The organism is Achromobacter sp. 77 (assembly GCF_020541125.1).
GTDB lineage: Bacteria > Pseudomonadota > Gammaproteobacteria > Burkholderiales > Burkholderiaceae_B > Achromobacter > Achromobacter mucicolens.
The window spans coordinates 784662-804948 of record NZ_CP059848.1; the positions used below are offsets into that span (position 1 = coordinate 784662).

The window sequence follows — 20287 nt, forward strand, 5'->3', positions numbered from 1 at the left end:
ATTACGCTTCAGGTGCGTTAAACTGGATCGTTTCCCGGCGGACTCCCGCTCAACCAATAACATCAAGTCACGGGTGATGCCACGCACGCTTTGGCGGTGCGGCATGGCTTGTGCGGCCGACAATACGCATGGTTTCTCTGCTCAAAAAACTCATAGGTAGCCGCAACGATCGGCTGCTTAAGCAGTATCGCAAGCTGGTAACCCAGATCAATGGGCTCGAACCCAAGATCGCCGCGCTCTCCGACGCGGAACTGGCGGCCAAGACCGACGAATTCCGTTCCCGCCACGCCCAGGGCACGTCCCTGGACGATCTGCTTCCCGAAGCTTTCGCCGTGGTGCGCGAATCGGGCAAGCGGGTCTTCGGCATGCGGCACTTCGACGTGCAGATGCTGGGCGGTATCGCCCTGCACAACGGCAAGATTGCCGAAATGCGCACGGGCGAAGGCAAGACGCTCATGGCGACGCTGCCCGTCTACCTGAACGCGATCGCCGGCAAGGGCGTGCACGTGGTCACGGTGAACGACTACCTGGCCCGCCGCGACGCCGAATGGATGGGCCGGTTGTACCGCTTCCTGGGCATGTCCACGGGCGTGGTCGTGCCGCAGCAGCCGAACGAAGAAAAGAAGGCCGCGTACGCCGCCGACATCACGTACGGCACCAATAACGAATTTGGCTTCGACTACCTGCGCGACAACATGGAATTCCGTGTTGAGGACCGCCGCCAGCGCGCGCTGTTCTACGCGATCGTCGACGAAGTGGACTCGATCCTGATCGACGAGGCCCGCACGCCGCTGATCATCTCGGGTCAGGCCGAAGACCACACCGAACTCTACGTCCGCATGAACGCGGTGCCGCCGCTGCTCAAGCGCATGGCGCACGAGCCCAAGCCGCAGGAGCCGGAACCCGAAGGCGATTACTGGGTCGACGAAAAGAGCCAGCAGGTCTACCTGTCGGAAGCCGGCCACGAACACGCCGAAGGCATTCTTGCCCGCCTGGGCATCCTGCCCGAAGGCGAATCGCTGTACGACCCGCGTCACATCGCGTTGATGCACCACCTGATGGTGGCATTGCGCGCCAACACCCTGTTCTTCCGCGACCAGCAGTACGTCGTGCAAGACGGTGAAGTGGTGATCGTGGACGAATTCACGGGCCGCCTGATGGTCGGCCGCCGCTGGTCCGACGGCCTGCACCAGGCCGTCGAGGCCAAGGAAGGCGTGAAGATCCAGCACGAAAACCAGACGCTGGCGTCGATCACGTTCCAGAACTACTTCCGCATGTACGAAAAGCTGTCCGGGATGACCGGCACGGCCGACACGGAAGCGTACGAATTCCAGGAAATCTACGGGCTTGAAACGGTCATCATCCCGACCAACAAGCCCATGGTCCGCAAGGACCAGAACGACCAGGTCTTCAAGACCGACGGCGAAAAGTACAACGCCATCCTCGAAGACATCCGTGACTGCCACGAGCGTGGCCAGCCCGTGCTGGTGGGCACGACCAGCATCGAGAACTCCGAGCTGCTGTCCGGCCTTCTGAAGAAAGCCAAGCTGCCGCACGAGGTCCTGAACGCCAAGCAACACGCCCGCGAAGCCGAGATCGTGGCCGAAGCCGGCAAGCCGGGCCACATCACCATCGCCACCAACATGGCCGGCCGCGGCACCGACATCGTGCTGGGCGGCAGCGTTGACAAGCAGGTCGACCTGATCCGCGCCGACGAATCGCTGTCCGAAGCCGAGAAGACCGCGCGCATCGACAAGATCCGCGCGGAATGGAAGCCGCTGAACGAGCAGGTCAAGGCGGCAGGCGGCCTGCGCATCATCGGTACCGAGCGCCATGAATCGCGCCGTATCGACAACCAGTTGCGTGGCCGCGCCGGTCGCCAGGGCGATCCGGGTTCGTCGCGCTTCTACCTGTCGCTGGAAGATTCGCTCATGCGCATCTTCGCGGGCGATCGCGTGCGCGCCATCATGGAACGCCTGAAGTTGCCCGAGGGCGAGCCCATCGAGGCCGGCATGGTCACGCGCTCGATCGAGACCGCGCAGCGCAAGGTGGAAGGCCGCAACTTCGACATCCGCAAGCAATTGCTGGAATACGACGACGTCGCCAACGACCAGCGCAAGGTGCTGTACTCGCAGCGCAACGACGTGCTGGAAGCCGCCAGCGTCGGCGCCACCGTGCACAGCCTGCGCGACGCCGCGGTGACCGACCTGTTCAACACGTACGTGCCGCCGGAATCGGTGGAAGAACAGTGGGACATCCCCGCGCTGCAAAATGCGCTGGAAGGCGACTGGCACCTGCATCTGCCGCTGACGGAAATGCTGGAAAAGGAACCCAACCTGAACGACGAGGAACTGCGCGAACGCGTGGTGGCCGCGGCGCGCGATGCGTACCAGGCCAAGGTCGACCAGGTGGGCGAAGAATCGTGGTCGCAGTTCGAGCGTTCGATCATGCTGCAGGCGATCGACACGCACTGGCGCGAGCACCTGTCCGCGCTGGACTACCTGCGCCAGGGCATTCACCTGCGCGGCTATGCGCAGAAGAATCCCAAGCAGGAATACAAGCGCGAAGCCTTCGAACTGTTCTCGGGCATGCTGGACCGCGTGCGCGACGATGTGGTCAAGGTGCTGATGACGGTGCGCGTGCAGTCGTCCGAGCAGGTCGAGCAGGCCGAAGCCGAAGCGGCGCAACCGCACGTGCAGAACGTGCAGTACCACCACTCGGACTACGACGAGGCGCTGGCGTCCGACGCGCGGGAATCGGGCGCTCAGCCCGCGCGCAACGCCATGCCCAAGGTCGGCCGCAACGATCCGTGCCCGTGCGGCAGCGGCAAGAAGTACAAGCAGTGCCACGGTAAGCTGGTCTGATAAAAGGGGTTAGCCTGCATGCTGCATTCCGTCGGCCGCACTGAATTCGACCACGCCGTCGTCATGGTGCGCGACCGGCTGGATGCGCTGGCGCCCCATTACGAACGGCAGGGCTTTCATCTTAGCGACAAGGCCGTGCACAACCTGGGGTCGTGCAACCGCCTGATCGTGCTGGAAGGCACGTACGTCGAATTGCTGGGGTGGCCGCCCGGCGCGCAGCCTGCGCGCAAGGAAATCGCCGATTCGCCCTTTGGCCTGGAAGCGCTGGTATTTCGCACCTATGACGCCGAGGCCACCTATACGCGGTTGCGTGAGGCCGGCTTTGCCGTAAACCCCGTGCAGGAGCTGACCCGTCCGGCCATGCTGGACGGCCAGGAAGTTCAGGCCCGATTCCATACCGTGCGCTTTGCCGAGCAACCCTTGCCCGGCATCCGCATGTATTTCTGCCGTCACCTGACGCCCGAGTGCGTCTGGTCGCCGGCATTGATGGCGCATCCCAACGGGGCCCGCAGCCTGCATCGTATCGACGCGCGCGCGGCGGACGCCCGCGGCGTGGCCGAGCGCCTGGCGCTGGTGGCCGGGGTGACGGCCGAAGCCGCCACCGGCGGTTGGGACGTGCCGCTGGCGAACCTGCGCATTCATGTCAAGCAGGACGATGCGGCGCAGTCGCCCGTCTTGTCCACCCTGACCCTCGAAAACCGCGACGGCGCGCATTACACCCTGGATACGGGCTTATAAGCCCCCCGTGTACAGCCTGCCCCGTCGATCGGCCCGCCGCTTTCCGGCGGGCTTTTTCATGCCTGTCGTTCCCCTGGTCTCCGCGCAGTGAGACGGCGCAGGCCTTGCGCGCTTGGGGCAAACCCGGGTTGCCGCATAAAGTGTATGCACTTTAGTATGCACTTCATCCCGACTGGAAATTTGCCCACGCGATCCGGTATGACGCTCTCCCAACCCTCGACGCGACCCGCTCCCCGCGCCGCCCGCACGTCGGCCGGACAGGCCGAACTGTATGGCGCCGTCAAGGCGATGGCGGTGCGTTTCGAATTCAAGCCGGGCGAACGCATCAACGAGGTTGAACTGGCGCGCCGCCTGAACGTCAGCCGCACGCCGCTGCGCGAAGTGCTGAACCAGCTGATGGTCGAGGGCTTCCTGACGCGGTCGGTCAACCGCGGGTTCATCGCGCGGCTGCTGGATGCCAAGCAGATTCACAGCCTTTACGAATATCGCGCGGTGCTGGAAGCCGGCATCGTGCGCGCCGCGTGCGAACGCGCCACCGACGAAGAACTGGCCAGCCTGCGCGCCTTCGTCGAGCGTTCGCGCGACGAACCCGAAGACAGCGATGCCGCCAGGCTGCTGGAACTGGATGAAGCCTTTCATCTGGCGCTGGCGCGCTACTCGCGCAACGAGGAATTCGTGCGCGCGCTGGAAAGCGTCAATGCGCGCATTCATTTCGTGCGCTGGATCGACATGCAGCAGGGCCGCCGCAGCCACACGCAGGGCGAGCACCTGCGGATCGTGGATGCGCTGGAGCGGCGCGACCTCGACGCGTTGCCCGCCCTCATCAGCGCGCACATCGGCCGGCGGCTGGACCAGATCACCGACGTCATTCGCACGGGTTTTTCTACCATTTACATGCGGGACCAGGCCGAACCCGCCAAGGCAGTGCCGGCCAACACCACAACAGCAGGGGAAAACTGATGAATAAAACGATCAAGCGGACGCTGGCGGCGTTATGCACGCTGGCCGCGGCAGGGGGCGCTTTTGTCGCCGCGCCGGTGATGGCCGAGGAACGGCCGCTGATACTCGTCGTGCCGTATCCGCCGGGCGGCAGCACTGACATCCTGGCGCGGATCCTGCAGCCGCGCCTGTCGCAGCAGATGGGCGGCCGCGCGGTGGTCGTCGAAAACCGTCCGGGCGCAGCCAGCCAGATCGCCACCGCATTCGTGGCGCGGGCCGAGCCGGACGGCAACACGCTGCTGGTCAGCTTTGACAACCACGGCATCAATCCAGCCGTGAAGCCCAAGCTGCCCTATGACACGTTCAAGGATTTTGTCGCCATCGGGCAGACGGTGCGCTTTCCGCTCGTGATCGGCGCAAACCCGAGCGTGCCCGGGGACAACTTGAAGGAATTCCTGGCGGCGGCCGCCAAGCAGCCGCCCAACAAGTTCAACTACGCTTCCACGGGCGTCGGTTCGCTGAACCACCTGGCGCCGGAAGAGCTCAAGCGGTTGTCCAAGGTCGAGCTGTTGCACGTACCGTACGGCGGCGGCGGACCGGCCATCCAGGCCGTGGTCGGGGGCCAGGCCAACATGACGTGGCTGAGCTTTGCGGCGCTGCGCGGCCAGATCCAGGCCGGCAAGATCAAGCCGCTGGCGGTTGCCGGCGAGAAGCGCTTGCCCGAACTGCCCAATGTGCCGACCGTGGCCGAATCGGGCTTTCCGGGCTTTGTCGCCTATTCGTGGAGCGGCATGTTCGCGCCCAAGGGCACGCCGCCGGCCACCGTCAAGAAGCTGACGGCTGATTTCCAGGCGGTGCTGGCCGATCCCGAGATCAAGAAGAAGATCACGGAAGCGGGCTTTGAGATCGTGGCCTCCGATGGCCCGGCGCTGGATGCGTACGTGAAGTCGGAATACGACCGCTGGAGCGCCTTCATCAAGAGCAGCAACATCAATCTGGATAACTGAACGGCGTCGGTCCGGCGCGGCGGCAATGCCGCCGCTGCGGGCCGGCTCCTGAATTACGTGGAGATGACATGGAACACATGAACGGCGCCGAAGCGATGGTGCGGATGCTGCAACACAACGGCGTCAAACACATTTTCGGCCTGTGCGGCGACACCACGCTGCCGCTGTATGACGCGCTGTACCGCCTGGATCACGGCATGCAGCACATCCTGACGCGCGATGAGCGCAGCGCCGGCTACATGGCGGATGCCTATGCCCGCGTGACGGGCAAGGTCGGCGTGTGCGAAGGCCCCAGCGGCGGCGGCGCGACCTATCTGCTGCCGGGCCTGGTCGAAGCCAACGAATCGTCGATTCCCGTGCTGGGCATCACGTCGGACGTGGCTGTCGGTTCGCGCGGCAAGTACCCGCTGACCGAACTGGACCAGGAGGCGCTGTACCGCCCGCTGACCAAGTGGAACCGCACGATCGATCGCGCGGACCAGATTCCGGGCATGGTGCGCGCGGCCTTCCGCGCCATGACGACCGGCAAGCCCGGCTCGGCGCACCTGTGCTTTCCCTATGACGTGATGAAGCAGCAGGTCGATGCGTCCGATGTCTGGGCCCAGCCCGAGCACGGCAGCTTCCCGGCCATGCGCTTTGCGCCGGACCCCGCCGACGTGGCCCGCGCGGCGCAGCGGCTGGTGGCCGCGCGTTCGCCGGTCATCATCTGCGGTGGCGGCGTGGTCATCGCCGGCGCCAGCGGCGCGCTGCAAGAATTGGCCGAGTCCCTGAAGGCCGCGGTCTGCGTGACGGTGAGCGGGCAGGGCAGCCTGGCCGACACCCATCCGCTGAACGCGGGTGTGGTGGGCTCGAACGGCGGCGTGATGGCGACGCGCGATGTGGTGGCGGCCGCCGACGTGGTGCTCTTCGTGGGCTGCCGCGCGGGGTCGACCTCGACCGAGCACTGGCGTTTCCCGAATCGCGATGTGCCGATCCTGCACATCGACATCGACCCGATGGTGATCGGCGCCAACTACCTGACCGAAGTCGGCCTGGTGGGCGACGCCAAGCTGGCGCTCGAGGCGCTGTCCGCCGAAGTGCAGGCGCGCATCAAGCACCGGCCCTCCGATGCGGCCGACGGCGCCGTGCTGGCCGGCCGCGCGAAGGCCGCGCGCCGCGCGCAGCTTGAACCGCTGGCCGCCAGCCTGGATGCGCCGATTCTGCCCGAGCGTGTGGTGCAGTCGCTGAACCGCCTGCTGCCCGACGACGCGGTGGTGTGCGCGGATCCCGGCACGCCGTGCCCGTATTTTTCGGCGTACTACGATGTCTCGCGGCCCGGCCGCCACTTCATCACCAACCGCGCCCACGGCGCGCTGGGCTTTTCGATGTCGGCGGCGCTGGGCGCCTGGGTCGGCCGCCCGCAGTCCAAGTGCGTGTCGGTGATGGGCGACGGCAGCTTCGGCTTCACGGTGGGCGAGCTGGAAACCATCGTGCGCCACAAGGCGCCGCTCTTGATGGTGGTGTTCTCGAACTCGGTTTATGGCTGGATCAAGGCCAGCCAGAAGGCCGGTTACGACAAGCGCTACTACAGCGTGGACTTCAACCGCACCGACCATGCCCGCATTGCCGAAGCCTACGGCGTGAAGGCATGGCGGGTCGAGGATCCGTCCAAGCTGGACGCCGCGATCAAGGCCGCCATGGAGCACGATGGCCCCGCGCTGATCGACGTGGTGACGCAGCCGCTGCAAGACGCCGCGGCGCCCGTGAGCCAATGGATGGGCTGATGCGCTAGCCGCATTCGCTGCATTGCCGATGGGGCCCTTCGCGGGGCCCCATTTTTCTTGGCCGGCCGGATTAGAAAAAAATTCCACGCCGGCGGGCGCGCTCCTATACTGGACCGCTTCGGAGCGGCGGGCCGCGGGCGCCCGGCGCCGTCAACGCGACAGCAGAAGGGGCGGGCATGGACCTGGGGATCAGCGGCAGGAAGGCACTGGTGTTTGGCGGCAGCCGCGGCATGGGACGCGCCTGCGCCTTGCAGCTTGCGCGCGAGGGCGTGGCGGTGACCATCGCCGCGCGCAATCCGAAGACGCTGGAGGAGGCTGCGGCCGAGATATCGCGTGAAACCGGCGTCGGCGTGGGCTGGGTGTCCGCCGACCTGACGCTCCCCCAGGGGCGCGACGCGGCAATCGCCGCCTGTCCGCATCCCGACATCCTGATCAACAACGCCGACGGCCCGCTGCCGGGCGACTTCCGGGACTGGTCCCGCGACGACTGGATCGCCGCGCTGGACGCCATGATGCTGGGACCGATCGACATGATCCGCCGCGTGGTGGACGGCATGGTCGAGCGGCGCTTTGGCCGGATCGTCAATATTGTGTCGCGCAGCGTGAAGGCGCCGCACGCCGAGCTGGGCCTGTCCAATGGCGCGCGCTCGGGGCTGATCGGCTTCGTGGGCGGCCTGGCACGCCAGACCGTGCGCCACAACGTCACGATCAACAACCTCTTGCCTGGCGCCTTTGCCACCGATGCGCAGATCCGGCATATCCAGGGCATGGTGGAGCAGGGCGGCAAGACATTCGAACAACTGTGGGACGAGCGGGCGCGCAGCAATCCCGCCGGCCGGTACGGCCAGCCCGAGGAACTGGGCGCGCTGTGCGCGTACGTCTGCTCGGCCCACGCCGGCTACATGACGGCGCAGAATCTGCTGATCGACGGGGGCGGTTACCCCGGGACCTACTGATGGCATCAAAAACATCCATGGATCAGACGGACCTCAAGATACTCGCGTTGCTGCAAAAGGACGCCACCTGTTCGGTCGCCGAAGTGGCCGAGCAAGTGAACCTTTCCGTGACGCCGTGCTGGCGCCGCATCCAGAAGCTGAAGGATGACGGCGTCATCGCGCGCAATGCCATCCTGCTGGACCCGCGCGCGCTGGGTTTGAACCTGACGGTGTTCGTGTCCATCCGCACCAGCCAGCACAACGAGAAGTGGACGCAAAGCCTGATCAACGCGGTGATGGCGTTGCCCAACGTCGTCGAATTTCACCGCATGGCGGGTGACGTCGACTATCTGCTGAAGGTGGTGGTCGAGGACATGGCGGCCTATGACCGCTTCTACCGCCGGCTGATCGGGGCAGTGGACCTGCTGGACGTCAGCGCCAGCTTCTCGATGGAAGTCATCAAAAGCACCACGGAATTGCCCCTGAACGCCGTGTAGGCGCGCGGCGCGCAAATTTTTTTCTGCCGCGCGCGCTGCCGCGGATGCAAATTTCTTTCTGCGCGTTGCACAGGCCCAATCTGGCAATGCTTTTGCGTGAGGGGCGGCGTAGGATATCGCTCACTCCTGTCTTGGAGTGATTTGGGATATCAGAGGACCCTATGTCGTTGGCAGTGCCCGCCGGCTGCGCCGGATTGCAGAAAACGCGGCAAGCAGCATCGGTGGATGACCTGCTGGCCGGCTGGAACGGCGTCGACGACCTGTGGGTGTTTGCCTACGGTTCCCTGATATGGCACCCCGGCTTTGCCTGGCGCGAACGGCGCTTGGCCACGGTGCGGGGCTATCATCGCTCGCTCTGCCTGTGGTCGCATGACCACCGCGGATCGCCGGACAATCCGGGGCTCGTGTTCGGCCTGGACCGTGGCGGCTGTTGCCGGGGCGTCGCGTTTCAGATCGCGGCCAGCGACGTGCCGCAAGTCTTTCAGGCCTTATGGCGGCGCGAGATGGTCACCGGCGCCTACGCCCCGCGCTGGCTCACCTGCCACACGGACGATGCGCCCGTGCGCGGACTGGTGTTCCTGTTGAACCGGGCTTGCCGCGAGTACGCGGCTGACCTGTGCGACGACCGCCTGCTGGCGTCCGTGCGCAATGCGGTCGGGCATTCCGGGCCTTGTCTGGACTATGTGGTGGAAACGGCGCGTGCGTTGCGCGCGCACGGCATCGACGACTGGCGCCTTGGAGACCTGGTGCGCAAGTTGGGCCACGCGTTCTGAAGCGGTCAGAATTGCCAGCGGCCGAACACGAACAGCACATTGCCCGCGCCGCTTGAGCCCGGGATGTACGTGGCGTAAAGCATGGCGTCCTTGTAGCCCGCGCTGACCAGCGGCAGGATGCCGGGAAATGGCACGTAGCTCATGATGTCGTGGCGCGCGGTGAGGAACACCGTGTAGCCCGCGCCAAGCCGGAAGTTGTCGCTGACCTGGCCGATTTTCAGAAAGCCGTAGCCGGCAATGGGCTGCACCTTCGAATGCGAGTCCAGAAACGCCATCGCGTACAGTCCCTGCCAATCGCCATCCTCATCGTAGATGCTGCGACCGTAGCCGCCGCCCCAGGCCAGTTCTCGGAAGCTGTCGATCTTTTCGGCGCTGTACTTGGCGCGGTTGTGCCAGGCGTAGCCACTGACATAGAGGTCATTGCCGCCTTCGGTCCAGATCTGGTCGATGCGGTTGCACGCGGACTTGGCCCATGAGGGCATGTCTTCGCAAGCGTGGGCGGTAACGGTGAAGACGGACAACAGCAGGCAAAACAGCGCGGCTCGGAGTCTGGTGGTCATGGCGGCCCCAGGGAAAAGATGACAGTTCCGTTACTGTAACGGAGGGCATGTCGTCTTCCCTGTCAGTGGGCTGTCATCCCCGCGCATTCGGGGGTATTGCCGCCGATCCGGCGGCGTGTCGTGGCGGGGGCGCTACAACAGAAAGATGGTGGCCAGGCCCAGGAAAATGAAGAAACCCAGCGAATCGGTGGCGAAGGTGAGCAGCACCGACGAGCCCATCGCCGGGTCCTTGCCGAATCGTGCGCGCACCATGGGCACCAGCACGCCGACCGATGCGCCGACCAGCATGTTGCAGATCATGGCGGCCATCATCACCAGCGCGATGGACACGGAGTGCGAGATCACCCATGCGAACAGGGCGGCCACCACGCTGCCGCACAGTCCCACCAGCAGCGTCACGAAGAGCTCGCGCTTGACGAGCTGCCACAGGTTGCGGCCCGTGATGCGGCCCATGGCCAGCGCCCGGATGATGAGCGTCATGGTCTGGTTGCCGGAGTTGCCGCCGATGCCCGCCACGATCGACATCAGGAAGGCCAGGATGACGATCTGGCTGACCGTGCCCTCGAACTGCGATGCCACGAACGACGCCGTGGCGGCGGTACAGAGATTGAAGAGCAGCCACGGCGCACGGTTGCGCAGCGCGGTGGTGACGGGGGCGAAGATGTCTTCTTCCTGCAGACCGGCGCGCGACAGCGCCTGCTCTTGCGAGTCTTCGCGCATCACGTCCACCACGTCGGCGATGGTGACGCGGCCGATGAGCCGGCCCTGGTCGTCCATCACGGGGGCGGACACCAGGTCATAACGTTCGAAGGCGCCGGCAGCGTCGGCGTCGGAATCCAGCGGGTTCAGCGTCAGGAAGTCGGAATTCATGACTGCCCGCACTTCGGTTTCGGGCTCGCTGACCAACAGGCGCGACAGCGGCAGGATGCCCTGCAGCTTGTCCTGGCGGTCAACGACGAAGATCTGGTCGGTGTGGTCGGGCAGTTCGTGCAGTCGGCGCAGGTAACGCAGCACGACCTCGAGCGTGACGTCCTCGCGCACGCGCACCATCTCGAAATCCATGATGGCGCCGACGCTGTCTTCCGGATAGCCCATGGCTTCCAGGAGCTGTGCGCGTTCTTCCTCGGTCAGACCCTTTTGCACTTCCGCCACCACGTCGGGCGGCAGGTCGGGCGCCAGGTCGGCGAGCTCGTCCGCGTCCATGCTTTCGGTCGCGGCGACGAGGTCCTGGCGGTCCATCGCCTCGATCAGCGATTCGCGGACCCAGTCTTCGACTTCGAGCAGGACGTCCGCGTCGTGCTCAGGGCTGACCAGCTTCCAGATCGCCTGGCGCTCGTCCTTGGGCAGCGATTCGAGGATGAAGGCGATGTCGGCGGGGTGCAGGCCGTCGACAAGCGTTTTCAACTCGGCTTCGTGCTGGCGGTGCACCAGGTCTTCGACCAGGGGCGCCTTGGCGTCGCCTTCTTCCTGGCGGTGAACCAGTTCTTCGACGAGGTGCTGGCGCCGCAAGCGCTCCTGGACTTCCGCGAGGGCGGTCTGGGCGTCTTCCGGGTCGAGGCGGCGGGGCGTCGCGGGCGGTTTCTGCGCGGCGGCGGACTGCGTCATGCGTTACGGCTCAAAGTGTGGGGAGAGGGCGGCTGCGCCGCGCTTCGTCGGTGGCGACGTAGGTCAGCGTGGCCTCGGTGACCTTGACGACTTCGGCGTCCAGGCGCTGGCGTTCCGCGTAGACCTCGACAGATACCGTGATGGACGTGGTGCCGGTCTTGACGATGGCGGCGTAGAAGCTGAGCAGGTCGCCCACGAACACGGGCTCTTTGAACTGGAAGGCATTGACCGCCACGGTGGCCACGCGGCCGGCGGCACGGCGGGCGGCAGGGATGGACCCTGCGATGTCTACCTGGGACATGATCCAGCCGCCAAAAACGTCCCCGTGGATGTTCGCGTCGGCCGGCATCGGCATGACGCGCAACACCGCGTCGCGATGGGCTGGCAGAGTCGTAAACGGGGTTTTGGTGCTGGAGGTCATGCGGCCGACTCCAATGCTAGAGAACCAGCCGATTATGCAGGAAAAACGCGACGGCGGCGTGCGCGTTGACGCCCGCCGCCGTCGCCTTGCGTGGTCATCAGGTCGCCAGCTTGACGATCCCGTAGCCGCCAACCAACAACCAGACGTAAAGGATGAAGCCCAGGGCCATGACACGCGGGCCGGCCTTGCGGATCTGGGCGAAGCGGGTTTCGATGCCCAGCGCGGTCATGGCCATGGTCAGCGCGAAGACGTCGAGCCGGCGGATGGCGGCGACGATATCCGCGGGAATGATGTTCAGGGAATTGACGATGGCCAGCGCCAGGAAGCCCACGGCGAACCAGGGGATGGGCAGCTTTTGACCTTTGCCCTGGCCGCCGCCCGCGTGCGAGGCGGCGCTGCGCAGGTACATGCCCAGGATCAGCAGCACGGGCACGAGCAGCGCCACGCGGGTCATCTTGACGATGGTGGCGACTTCCGTGGTGGCGGGGTCGATGTTGCTGGCCGCGCCAACCACCTGCGCCACCTCGTGGACGGTGCCGCCAATATAGATGCCGAGCGCCTGGGTATCGAAGTTCAGCCAGCCCGCGTGATAGAAGACCGGGTAGAGGAACATCGACAGCGTGCCAAACAGCACCACGGTCGCCACGGCCACCGCGCTCTTGTGGGGGGCGGCGCGCAGCGTCGGTTCGAAGGCCAGCACCGCGGCCGCGCCGCAGATGGCGCTGCCGGCGGCGGTCAGCATGGCCGTGTCGCGATCCAGGCCCAGGAGCCGTTGGCCGACCACGGTGCCGATCAGCAGCGTGCCCACCACCACGGCCACCGAGACCGCCAGGCCCGGCATGCCCACGGCGGCAATCTGCTGGATGCTGATGTTCAGTCCGTAGAAGGCAACCGCAATGCGCAGCAGGCGGCGCGCCGTGAAGTTCACACCCACGCCCCAGTCTGCGGGCATGGTGCCGCGCAGGAAGTTGCCGTACAGCATGCCGACAACGATGCCCACGACCAGCGGCGAGAAGCCTAGTTGGCGGATGAAGGGAAGATCGGCCAGTTGCATCACTGCGCCGGCCATCAAGCCCACGAACAACACGCCATTGAGCTTGTCGCGCCAGGGCGTGGCCGCGGCAGCGGGCGCAGCCGGGGCGGCGGCGGGGGTGGTGGGAAGCGGAACGGCGGTGGTGGTGGAGGTATTCATTACTGGCCCTTTGGGCATAACTACATAACTAGACGAAATATTAGATCCGGCCGTATTATTTGAAAAATCTTCAATCTAAATATTGAATATCAGAAAATCTGATATCAGGTCGCTCATGACGCCGGATCAATTGCTTACGTTCGCCGCGGTCGCCGATACCGGCAATATCAGCCGCACCGCCCAGGCGCTGCATTTGTCGCAGCCGGCGGTCTCGGGCCAGCTGCGCGCCTTGCAGGAGTGGTTTGGCGAGCCCCTCTACCGCCGCAGCGGCCACGGCATCGCGCTGACCGAAGCCGGCGAACGCCTTGCCGAGCAGGCGCGTCAGCTGAGGCAGGTGTACCGGCAGGCGCAGGCCGTGCGGGAATCGTGGCGCGGACTGGAAACCGGCGCGCTGCGGCTGGGCGCCAGCACCACGCCGGCCAGCTATCTGCTGCCCCGTCTGGTTGCGGACTTTCGCCACGACTTTCCCGCCGTGAGCCTGCACCTGTCGGATGGCAACACGCGCGAGATCGTCGAGCGCCTGCCCGCGCTGGATCTGGCGTTCATAGAAGGGGATGTGCCCGCCGGATTGCCTGCCGATACCGCGGTGCATGCGTGGCGCCAGGACGAAGTGGTGGCAATCGTGCGGGCCGATCATGCCCTGGCGCACAAGGGCGCCGTGACGCTACGGGATCTGGCGGCCTCGCCGCTGGTGATGCGTGAACCGGGTTCCGGCGTGCGCCGGCTGGTGGAACGGGCCTTCAGCGATGGCGGGTTGGCCCCGTCTGTCGGCCTGGAGCTGGCCGGGGTGGAAGGCGTGAAGCAGGCCGTGCGGGCAGGGTTGGGCGTGGGTTTCGTGTCGGTGATGTCGATGCGGCACGAAGACGGCGCACTGGCGGCGCTGCGGCTGTTGCCCAAACCGCTCACGCGGACGCTGAGCATCCTGGTGCCGCACGCCGATGCCGCCGCCCGCGCCGCCGAGCGCTTCCTGGCGATGTGCCTGGCGGTCGGCGGGCAGGATGGCTAGGCCGGTCTCAGGCCTTGGCCAGCCGCTTGAGCGCGAGCTGCACCCAGTACGTGCCGCCCAGCGGCAGCAGATCGTCGTTGAAGTCGTAGCTGCCGTTGTGCAGCATGCAGGGCCCCAGGCCGTGGCCGCTGTCGCGGTGCTCGCCGGTGCCGTTGCCGATCCAGACGTAGCAGCCCGGTAGTTCCTGCAGCATGAACGCGAAGTCCTCGGCGCCCATGGTCGGCTGCACATTCGCGTTGACGTTGGCGTCGCCGACGATGTCGCGGAGCACGTCGGCGCAGAACGCCGCTTCCTCGGGGTGGTTGATGGTGGGCGGATAGTTGCGCTGGAAGGTGAACTCGACCTCGCAGTCCATCGCCGCGCTGGTGTGGCGCGCGATTTCTTCCATACGGCGTTCGATCAGGTCCAGCACGTCCAGCGTGAAGGTGCGCACCGTGCCGCGCAATTCGGCATGGTTGGGCACCACGTTGTCGGCGCTGCCCGCATGGATCTGCGTGATGCTGAGCACGGCCGCGTCCAGCGGATTGCGGTTGCGCGTGACGATGGTCTGCAGCGATTGCGCCATCTGCACCGCCGCCATGACCGGGTCGATGCCCAGGTGCGGCATGCCCGCGTGCGTGCCCTTGCCCTTGATGACGATCGAGAATTCGTTGCTGGAGGCCATGATGGGGCCGGGCGTCAGGCCGAACTGGCCGGGCTTCATGCCGGGCCAGTTGTGCATGCCGAACACCGCTTCCATCGGGAATCGGGTGAACAGGCCGTCGTCGATCATGCGCTTGGCGCCGCCGCCGCCTTCTTCGGCGGGCTGGAAGATCACATAGACCGTGCCCGCGAAATCGCGGTGCTCGGCCAGGTATTGCGACGCGGCCAGCAGCATGGCGGTGTGGCCGTCGTGGCCGCACGCGTGCATCTTGCCGTCGTTCTTGCTGGCGTGCGCAAATGTGTTGGCTTCCTGCATGGGCAGCGCGTCCATGTCGGCGCGCAGGCCCACCGCGCGATCGCCGGGCTGGTTGCCGCGGATGATGCCCACGACGCCGGTGCCGCCCAATCCGCGATGGATTTCGATGCCCCATTCCTCGAGCTTGGCCGCCACCACATCGGCGGTGCGGAACTCTTCGAAGGCCAGTTCGGGATGCGCGTGGATGTCGCGTCGGATCTTGGAAATATCCTGGTGCCAGGCAACGATGGGTTCAAGGAGTTTCATGAGCGAACTCGGGGGAAATAGGGGGAACGGACAAAGGGTATCATCATTCAAAAATCAATTTAATGGAGACAAATACCATGACGCGTCCGTGGCTTGCTCAGTATCCCCAAGGCGTTCCTGCGGAGATCTCCACCGAGGAATACTCCTCGCTGACCGACTTGCTGGACCGGGCCTGCAAGCGGTACGCGACGCGCATCGCCTGCACGGCGATGGGCAGCGACATCACCTATGCGCAGCTGGACGGGCACGCGCGCGCGTTCGCGGCCTGGCTGCAAGGGTTGAATCTTGAAAAGGGCGCGCGGGTCGCGCTGATGATGCCCAACGTGCCGGCCTATCTGGTGTGCATGCTGGGATCGCTGCGCGCGGGCATGACGCTGGTGAACGTCAATCCGCTCTACACCGCCGATGAATTGCAGCGCCAGTTGCTGGACAGCGGCGCGTCCGTCATCGTCATCCTGGAAAACTTTGCGCATACCCTGCAGCAGGTCGCCGATCGCGGCGAACTCAAGCACATCGTCGTGACGGGGCCCGGCGATCTGCTTGGCGGCCTGAAGGCGCCGCTGGTCAACCTGGCCGCGCGCTACATCAAGAAGATCGTGCCGCCGTGGCAAATCGACGGCGCGCTGGCGCTGCCCAAGCTGCTGCACGAGGGTGCGCACCTGCCTTTCAATCCGCCGGCCATCTCGATGGACGACGTGGCGGTGCTGCAGTACACGGGCGGCACCACCGGCGTGCCCAAGGGCGCCATGCTGTCGCACCGCAACCTGGTGGCCAACGTGCTGCAGACCGAGGCGGTCGCGCAGCCGGTCGTGCACGACATGGCGGACCAGCAGCTCACCATCATCAGCGCGCTGCCGCTCTATCACGTGTTCGCCATGACGGTGTGCGGTCTTTACGCCCTGCACGCGGGCATGCGCAACGTGCTCATCATCAATCCGCGCGACCAGCCTTCGCTCATCAATGCGTGGCGCAAGACGCCGGTGAATGTGTTTCCCGGCGTCAATACGCTGTTCAACGCGCTGGCGCACAACGAGGACTTTGCGCGCCTGGACTTCTCCGGCCTGCGGCTGACGCTGGGCGGCGGGATGGCCGTGCAGCAGCAGGTGGCCGAGCGCTGGCTGAAGATCACGGGCCGGCCGCTGATCGAGGGCTACGGCCTGTCCGAGACGTCGCCGGTGGCGACGGTCAATCCCACCAATGCCACCGCGTATTCGGGTTCCATCGGGCTGCCGCTGCCGTCGACGGACGTCGCGATCCTGGACGATGCGGGCAACGAGGTGCCGCTCGGAGAACGTGGCGAGGTCGGGATTCGCGGGCCGCAGGTCATGCTGGGGTACTGGCGCAAGCCCGACGAGACGCGTAATTCGATGACGGCCGATGGGTTCTTTCGGACCGGCGACATCGGCATCATGGACGAGCAGGGCTACACCCGCATCGTGGACCGCAAGAAGGACATGATCGCGGTGTCCGGCTTCAAGGTCTATCCGAACGAGGTCGAGGCCGCGGTCGCGCAGCATCCGGGCGTGCTGGAATGCGCCGCGATCGGCGTGCCGGACGAGCACTCCGGCGAGGCGGTCAAGGTGTTTGTCGTGAAGAAAGACCCGTCGCTGACCGAAGTCCAGGTGCAGCAATGGTGCAAGGACAAGCTGACGGGCTACAAGCGGCCGCGCTTCGTTGAATTCCGCGACGAGCTGCCCAAGAGCAACGTGGGCAAGATCCTGCGCCGCGAACTGCGGCCTGACGCGCAGGCCGCGGCGCCCGCGAAGACGTCCGCCTAGCGGGCGCCTCAGCCTTGCTTGTTCAGGTGAGGCGCAATCATTTCGTGCAGCGCGCGTTCGATGGCGGGATTGCCCGCCACGACGCGCCCGCCGATCGGCCAGGGATCCTGCTTGTGCATGTCGGTGCACACGCCGCCCGCCTCGCGCAGGATCAGCGTGCCCGCGGCCACGTCCCAGGGCGCCAGGCCCATTTCCCAATAGCCGTCGTACCGGCCGCAGGCAGTCCAGGCCAAATCGAGCGCGGCGGCGCCCATGCGGCGCACGCCGCGCGCGCGGTTGATGGCGTCGTGCAGCATCGGCATGTATTGCGCGGCGAACGAAAAATCGCGGAACGGAAAGCCCGTGGCCAGCACGGCGTCTTCGATCGTCTGCGTGCGCGAGCACGAGATGCGGCGGCCGTTGAGCCACGCGCCCACGCCGTACACGCCCGTGAAGAGCTCTTCGCGGCTGGGGTCGTAGACCACGCCGATGACCGGCGTGTCTTCGGCCAGCGTTTCGTTGGCGGACATCGAGGTGCCGGCATGCGCGATCAGGGCGATCGAGACGGCGTAATGCGGGATGTCGTGCAGGAAGTTGGTGGTGCCGTCGAGCGGGTCGATGTACCAGGTGGCCACACCTTGCGCCTTGCCGCCCGTTTCCTCGGCGACGATGCCGAACTTGGGGGTGCGGGCCTTCAATTCCTGGATGATCGCGGCCTCCGCCTCGCGGTCCGCCTGGGACACGAGGTCGTTGCGGGCCTTGCGATCGATCACGAGATCGGCGCGGTGGTGCGCGTAGGATTGCAGGATGGCTGCGCCAGCATGAGCTGCCGTGACGGCCGCGTCGATCGCGGCGCACAGGTCGATGGGCGATGCCAGCGATTGGGGCTGATCGTAGGTATCCATTGGCCCAGTGTAAGCCCACCAATGCGGCAAACCTGTAGCAAACGGACTAATCCTTTCGCCGCGTGGTGCGCATCCAACGCGAACGGCCATGTGGCCGGATAATTCGCGCTTCATCATGTTTGTATCTTTGGGCTGAATGTCTGTGACTTATGTTCCGCTGGTCCCCGCAACGGGGGATGTCGATGCCGACGGCAGGCTGGTCAGCTCCTTTTATGGGGACGTCTACCACTCCCCGTCCGGGGCGATGGGCCAGGCCGAGCACGTTTTCCTGCGGGGCAACGGACTGCCGGAGCGCTGGCGGGGGCGCGCGGCGTTCACCGTCTGCGAGACGGGATTCGGGCTGGGGCTGAACTTCCTGGCGTTGTGGAAGGCCTGGCGCGACGACCCGCATCGGCCGGCGGCGCTGCATGTCGTCTCGATGGAAGCGCACCCCTTTTCGGGGGACGACATGGCCGCCTTGCTGGCGCGCCATGCGCCCGAGCCGCTGGCCGGCATGGCGCGCGCGCTGACCGCGCAATGGCCGGCGCTGCTGCCGGGGTTGCACCGGCTGGAATTCGAGAACGGCGCCGTCACGCTGACACTGGGCTTTGGCGACGCGCAGACGCTGGCCCTCCGGCTAGGCGCGCGGGTGGACGCATTTTTCCTGGATGGCTTTGCACCCGAGCGCAATCCGCAGATGTGGGCGGCGCCGCTGCTGCGCGCCCTGGCCGATCTGGCGGCGCCAGACGCCACGGTCGCCACCTGGGCGTGCACCGGCGAACTGCGCCGCAATCTGACCGACGCCGGCTTTGACGTGCGGCGCGCGCCCGGTTACGGGGGCAAATGGCATATGACGGTGGGGCAGGTCCGCCAGGCAGGAAGCGCCGCGCAGCCCGCGGCGGTCTCGTCGGGGCAGCATGCCGTGATCGTGGGCGCCGGCCTGGCGGGCGCGGGAATCGCCCACGCGCTGGCGCTGCGCGGGTGGCGCGTCACCGTGCTGGACGCGGGGCGCGCGCTGGGCGCGCCGGCCCATGCCGGCCACTTGGCCGCCGCGCTGACGCCGGTGGTGGCGCGCGACGACAATGCGCGGGCGCGGCTGTCGCGGGCGGGCAGCGAAAGGGCGCTGGCGCGCTGGCAGGGGCTGCCAGGGGGCGCGGCGCCCCGGGTCTGCGGCACCGTCCAGGTCGAGCGCGACGCCGGCCGGTCGGCGGCGCTGGCGGGCACCCTGGAAGCGCTGGCATTTCCGGCGGACTGGGTGCGCCAGGTGACGCGGGAAGAGGCTGGCGCATTGGCCGGATTGCCCGTGGCGCGAGGCGGCGTGTTCTTTTCACAAGGCATGCTGGTGCAGCCCGGGCTGCTGATCGAGGCGCTGCTGGCCGCGGCCGGGGCGGCGGTGATTGCCGGGCGGGCCGACCGCGTGTCGCCTGCAGGACAGGGGTGGCGGGTGCTGGACGCCTCGGGGACGGAACTGGCCCGGGCAGACACCGTGATCCTGGCCAATGCCGCCGGTTCACGCGAGGTCCTGGCGGCCAGCGGTTTGCTGGACCCGCTGCCCCGCGTCGCCCAGATGCACGCGCTGGCCGGCGAGGTGACGCTGATCCCCGCGGCGGCCCTGGACGGCGGCCCGCGCTGCATCGTCGGCGGCGAAGGCTATCTTCTGCCGGATATTGGCGTGGGCTGCGTGGTCGGCAGCACCTATGTCCATGGCGCCGCCGAGGCCTCAGTGGGCGCAGAAGGGCAGCGTGTCACATTGGGCAAGGCGGCGGGGCTTCTTGCCGGCCACTTCCCGGCATTCGACGCGCTGGTTCCGGGCGATCTGCCCGGCTGGGCCGGGTGGCGCGCCGTCCTGCCGGGCCGTCTGCCGGCCGTCGGCGAGCTGCCCCACGCACCGGGTCTATGGCTGGCCGCCGGCTACGCGTCGCGCGGATTGTCGTGGTCGGCGCTGATGGGGGACCTGATCGCGGCGCGTTTGATGGGCGAACCGCTGCCGCTGGAGACCGATCTGCCCCAACTTGTTTCACCACGATGAAAAAAAATTAATGCGCCCGGGGCGGCACGCCCGGCTGGCGTAGAATTGTAAGAATTGCCGGAATTTGGCGCCAATAGGCCGCATTTCACCTTTCGGGCCGGCAATTCGGCGAC

At 66.4% G+C, this 20287-nt stretch carries 17 protein-coding genes; 11 read left to right on the plus strand and 6 right to left on the minus strand.

Annotated elements, in window-relative coordinates:
- Nucleotides 1-128: 128 nt before the first annotated feature.
- From secA to H4P35_RS03600, 8 genes are all read left to right on the plus strand, one after another.
- Nucleotides 129-2864, plus strand: a complete 2736-nt coding sequence (gene secA / locus H4P35_RS03565; protein WP_226848110.1) for a preprotein translocase subunit SecA — start codon at nucleotides 129-131, stop codon at nucleotides 2862-2864.
- 18 nt (nucleotides 2865-2882) lie between these two features.
- Nucleotides 2883-3602: a VOC family protein gene (locus H4P35_RS03570; RefSeq protein WP_226848117.1), complete on the plus strand. Its 720-nt coding sequence runs from the start codon at nucleotides 2883-2885 to the stop codon at nucleotides 3600-3602.
- 198 nt (nucleotides 3603-3800) lie between these two features.
- A complete protein-coding gene (locus tag H4P35_RS03575; RefSeq protein ID WP_056320787.1) occupies nucleotides 3801-4562 on the plus strand; it encodes a GntR family transcriptional regulator in 762 nt (253 codons plus the stop codon).
- Complete coding sequence (locus H4P35_RS03580) at nucleotides 4562-5548, plus strand: tripartite tricarboxylate transporter substrate binding protein (RefSeq protein ID WP_370638952.1); 987 nt, start codon at nucleotides 4562-4564, stop codon at nucleotides 5546-5548. The genes H4P35_RS03575 and H4P35_RS03580 overlap by 1 nt, the downstream gene beginning before the upstream one ends.
- A 68-nt stretch (nucleotides 5549-5616) precedes the next feature.
- Nucleotides 5617-7311: a thiamine pyrophosphate-binding protein gene (locus H4P35_RS03585; protein ID WP_056320792.1), complete on the plus strand. Its 1695-nt coding sequence runs from the start codon at nucleotides 5617-5619 to the stop codon at nucleotides 7309-7311.
- 176 nt (nucleotides 7312-7487) lie between these two features.
- A complete protein-coding gene (locus H4P35_RS03590; protein WP_175157265.1) occupies nucleotides 7488-8267 on the plus strand; it encodes an SDR family oxidoreductase in 780 nt (259 codons plus the stop codon).
- 17 nt (nucleotides 8268-8284) lie between these two features.
- Nucleotides 8285-8743, plus strand: a complete 459-nt coding sequence (locus H4P35_RS03595; protein ID WP_056320797.1) for an Lrp/AsnC family transcriptional regulator — start codon at nucleotides 8285-8287, stop codon at nucleotides 8741-8743.
- A 161-nt stretch (nucleotides 8744-8904) separates the two neighbouring features.
- Nucleotides 8905-9516: a gamma-glutamylcyclotransferase gene (locus H4P35_RS03600; protein ID WP_226848119.1), complete on the plus strand. Its 612-nt coding sequence runs from the start codon at nucleotides 8905-8907 to the stop codon at nucleotides 9514-9516.
- 5 nt (nucleotides 9517-9521) lie between these two features.
- On the opposite strand, the gene pagP is transcribed toward H4P35_RS03600, so the two are convergent.
- From pagP to H4P35_RS03620, 4 genes are all read right to left on the minus strand, one after another.
- The gene (pagP, locus tag H4P35_RS03605) at nucleotides 9522-10076 is read right to left on the minus strand and encodes a lipid IV(A) palmitoyltransferase PagP (RefSeq protein ID WP_152383395.1); all 555 of its coding nucleotides are present in this window, start codon (nucleotides 10074-10076) and stop codon (nucleotides 9522-9524) included.
- A gap of 132 nt (nucleotides 10077-10208) precedes the next feature.
- Nucleotides 10209-11681 carry a magnesium transporter gene (gene mgtE, locus H4P35_RS03610; protein ID WP_062841653.1) on the minus strand — a complete coding sequence of 491 codons (1473 nt, stop codon included), beginning with the start codon at nucleotides 11679-11681 and terminating at the stop codon, nucleotides 10209-10211.
- Nucleotides 11682-11691: 10 nt separating this feature from the next.
- Nucleotides 11692-12102, minus strand: a complete 411-nt coding sequence (locus H4P35_RS03615) for an acyl-CoA thioesterase (RefSeq protein WP_056320808.1) — start codon at nucleotides 12100-12102, stop codon at nucleotides 11692-11694.
- A 97-nt stretch (nucleotides 12103-12199) separates the two neighbouring features.
- On the minus strand, nucleotides 12200-13294 hold the full coding sequence (locus H4P35_RS03620; protein WP_226848121.1) for a YeiH family protein: 1095 nt from the start codon (nucleotides 13292-13294) through the stop codon (nucleotides 12200-12202).
- 115 nt (nucleotides 13295-13409) lie between these two features.
- On the opposite strand from H4P35_RS03620, the gene H4P35_RS03625 reads away from it, so the two are divergent.
- Nucleotides 13410-14300, plus strand: a complete 891-nt coding sequence (locus H4P35_RS03625) for a LysR family transcriptional regulator (protein ID WP_152383396.1) — start codon at nucleotides 13410-13412, stop codon at nucleotides 14298-14300.
- A gap of 7 nt (nucleotides 14301-14307) precedes the next feature.
- Here the strand turns inward: H4P35_RS03625 and H4P35_RS03630 are convergent, their stop codons facing one another.
- On the minus strand, nucleotides 14308-15504 hold the full coding sequence (locus H4P35_RS03630) for a M20 aminoacylase family protein (RefSeq protein ID WP_056320815.1): 1197 nt from the start codon (nucleotides 15502-15504) through the stop codon (nucleotides 14308-14310).
- Between the two features lie 77 nt (nucleotides 15505-15581).
- Between H4P35_RS03630 and H4P35_RS03635 the strand changes: the two genes are divergently transcribed.
- Entirely contained in the window at nucleotides 15582-17282 is a 1701-nt protein-coding gene (locus tag H4P35_RS03635) for an AMP-binding protein (protein WP_226848123.1), read from the plus strand.
- Nucleotides 17283-17290: 8 nt separating this feature from the next.
- On the opposite strand, the gene H4P35_RS03640 is transcribed toward H4P35_RS03635, so the two are convergent.
- Nucleotides 17291-18166, minus strand: a complete 876-nt coding sequence (locus H4P35_RS03640) for an inositol monophosphatase family protein (RefSeq protein ID WP_142051180.1) — start codon at nucleotides 18164-18166, stop codon at nucleotides 17291-17293.
- Between the two features lie 136 nt (nucleotides 18167-18302).
- Here H4P35_RS03640 and mnmD point away from each other — a divergent pair, with 136 nt between their 5' ends.
- Nucleotides 18303-20174, plus strand: a complete 1872-nt coding sequence (gene mnmD, locus H4P35_RS03645) for a tRNA (5-methylaminomethyl-2-thiouridine)(34)-methyltransferase MnmD (RefSeq protein ID WP_226848125.1) — start codon at nucleotides 18303-18305, stop codon at nucleotides 20172-20174.
- Nucleotides 20175-20287 lie beyond the last annotated feature (113 nt).

What these genes read in the sequence shown, in the direction of transcription:
- secA (WP_226848110.1), top strand. Translation starts at nt 129, where the DNA reads ATGGTTTCTCTGCTCAAAAAACTCATAGGTAGCCGCAACGATCGGCTG.
- H4P35_RS03570 (WP_226848117.1), top strand. Translation starts at nt 2,883, where the DNA reads ATGCTGCATTCCGTCGGCCGCACTGAATTCGACCACGCCGTCGTCATG.
- H4P35_RS03575 (WP_056320787.1), top strand. Translation starts at nt 3,801, where the DNA reads ATGACGCTCTCCCAACCCTCGACGCGACCCGCTCCCCGCGCCGCCCGC.
- H4P35_RS03580 (WP_370638952.1), top strand. Translation starts at nt 4,562, where the DNA reads ATGAATAAAACGATCAAGCGGACGCTGGCGGCGTTATGCACGCTGGCC.
- H4P35_RS03585 (WP_056320792.1), top strand. Translation starts at nt 5,617, where the DNA reads ATGGAACACATGAACGGCGCCGAAGCGATGGTGCGGATGCTGCAACAC.
- H4P35_RS03590 (WP_175157265.1), top strand. Translation starts at nt 7,488, where the DNA reads ATGGACCTGGGGATCAGCGGCAGGAAGGCACTGGTGTTTGGCGGCAGC.
- H4P35_RS03595 (WP_056320797.1), top strand. Translation starts at nt 8,285, where the DNA reads ATGGATCAGACGGACCTCAAGATACTCGCGTTGCTGCAAAAGGACGCC.
- H4P35_RS03600 (WP_226848119.1), top strand. Translation starts at nt 8,905, where the DNA reads ATGTCGTTGGCAGTGCCCGCCGGCTGCGCCGGATTGCAGAAAACGCGG.
- pagP (WP_152383395.1), bottom strand. Translation starts at nt 10,076, where the DNA reads ATGACCACCAGACTCCGAGCCGCGCTGTTTTGCCTGCTGTTGTCCGTC.
- mgtE (WP_062841653.1), bottom strand. Translation starts at nt 11,681, where the DNA reads ATGACGCAGTCCGCCGCCGCGCAGAAACCGCCCGCGACGCCCCGCCGC.
- H4P35_RS03615 (WP_056320808.1), bottom strand. Translation starts at nt 12,102, where the DNA reads ATGACCTCCAGCACCAAAACCCCGTTTACGACTCTGCCAGCCCATCGC.
- H4P35_RS03620 (WP_226848121.1), bottom strand. Translation starts at nt 13,294, where the DNA reads ATGAATACCTCCACCACCACCGCCGTTCCGCTTCCCACCACCCCCGCC.
- H4P35_RS03625 (WP_152383396.1), top strand. Translation starts at nt 13,410, where the DNA reads ATGACGCCGGATCAATTGCTTACGTTCGCCGCGGTCGCCGATACCGGC.
- H4P35_RS03630 (WP_056320815.1), bottom strand. Translation starts at nt 15,504, where the DNA reads ATGAAACTCCTTGAACCCATCGTTGCCTGGCACCAGGATATTTCCAAG.
- H4P35_RS03635 (WP_226848123.1), top strand. Translation starts at nt 15,582, where the DNA reads ATGACGCGTCCGTGGCTTGCTCAGTATCCCCAAGGCGTTCCTGCGGAG.
- H4P35_RS03640 (WP_142051180.1), bottom strand. Translation starts at nt 18,166, where the DNA reads ATGGATACCTACGATCAGCCCCAATCGCTGGCATCGCCCATCGACCTG.
- mnmD (WP_226848125.1), top strand. Translation starts at nt 18,303, where the DNA reads ATGTCTGTGACTTATGTTCCGCTGGTCCCCGCAACGGGGGATGTCGAT.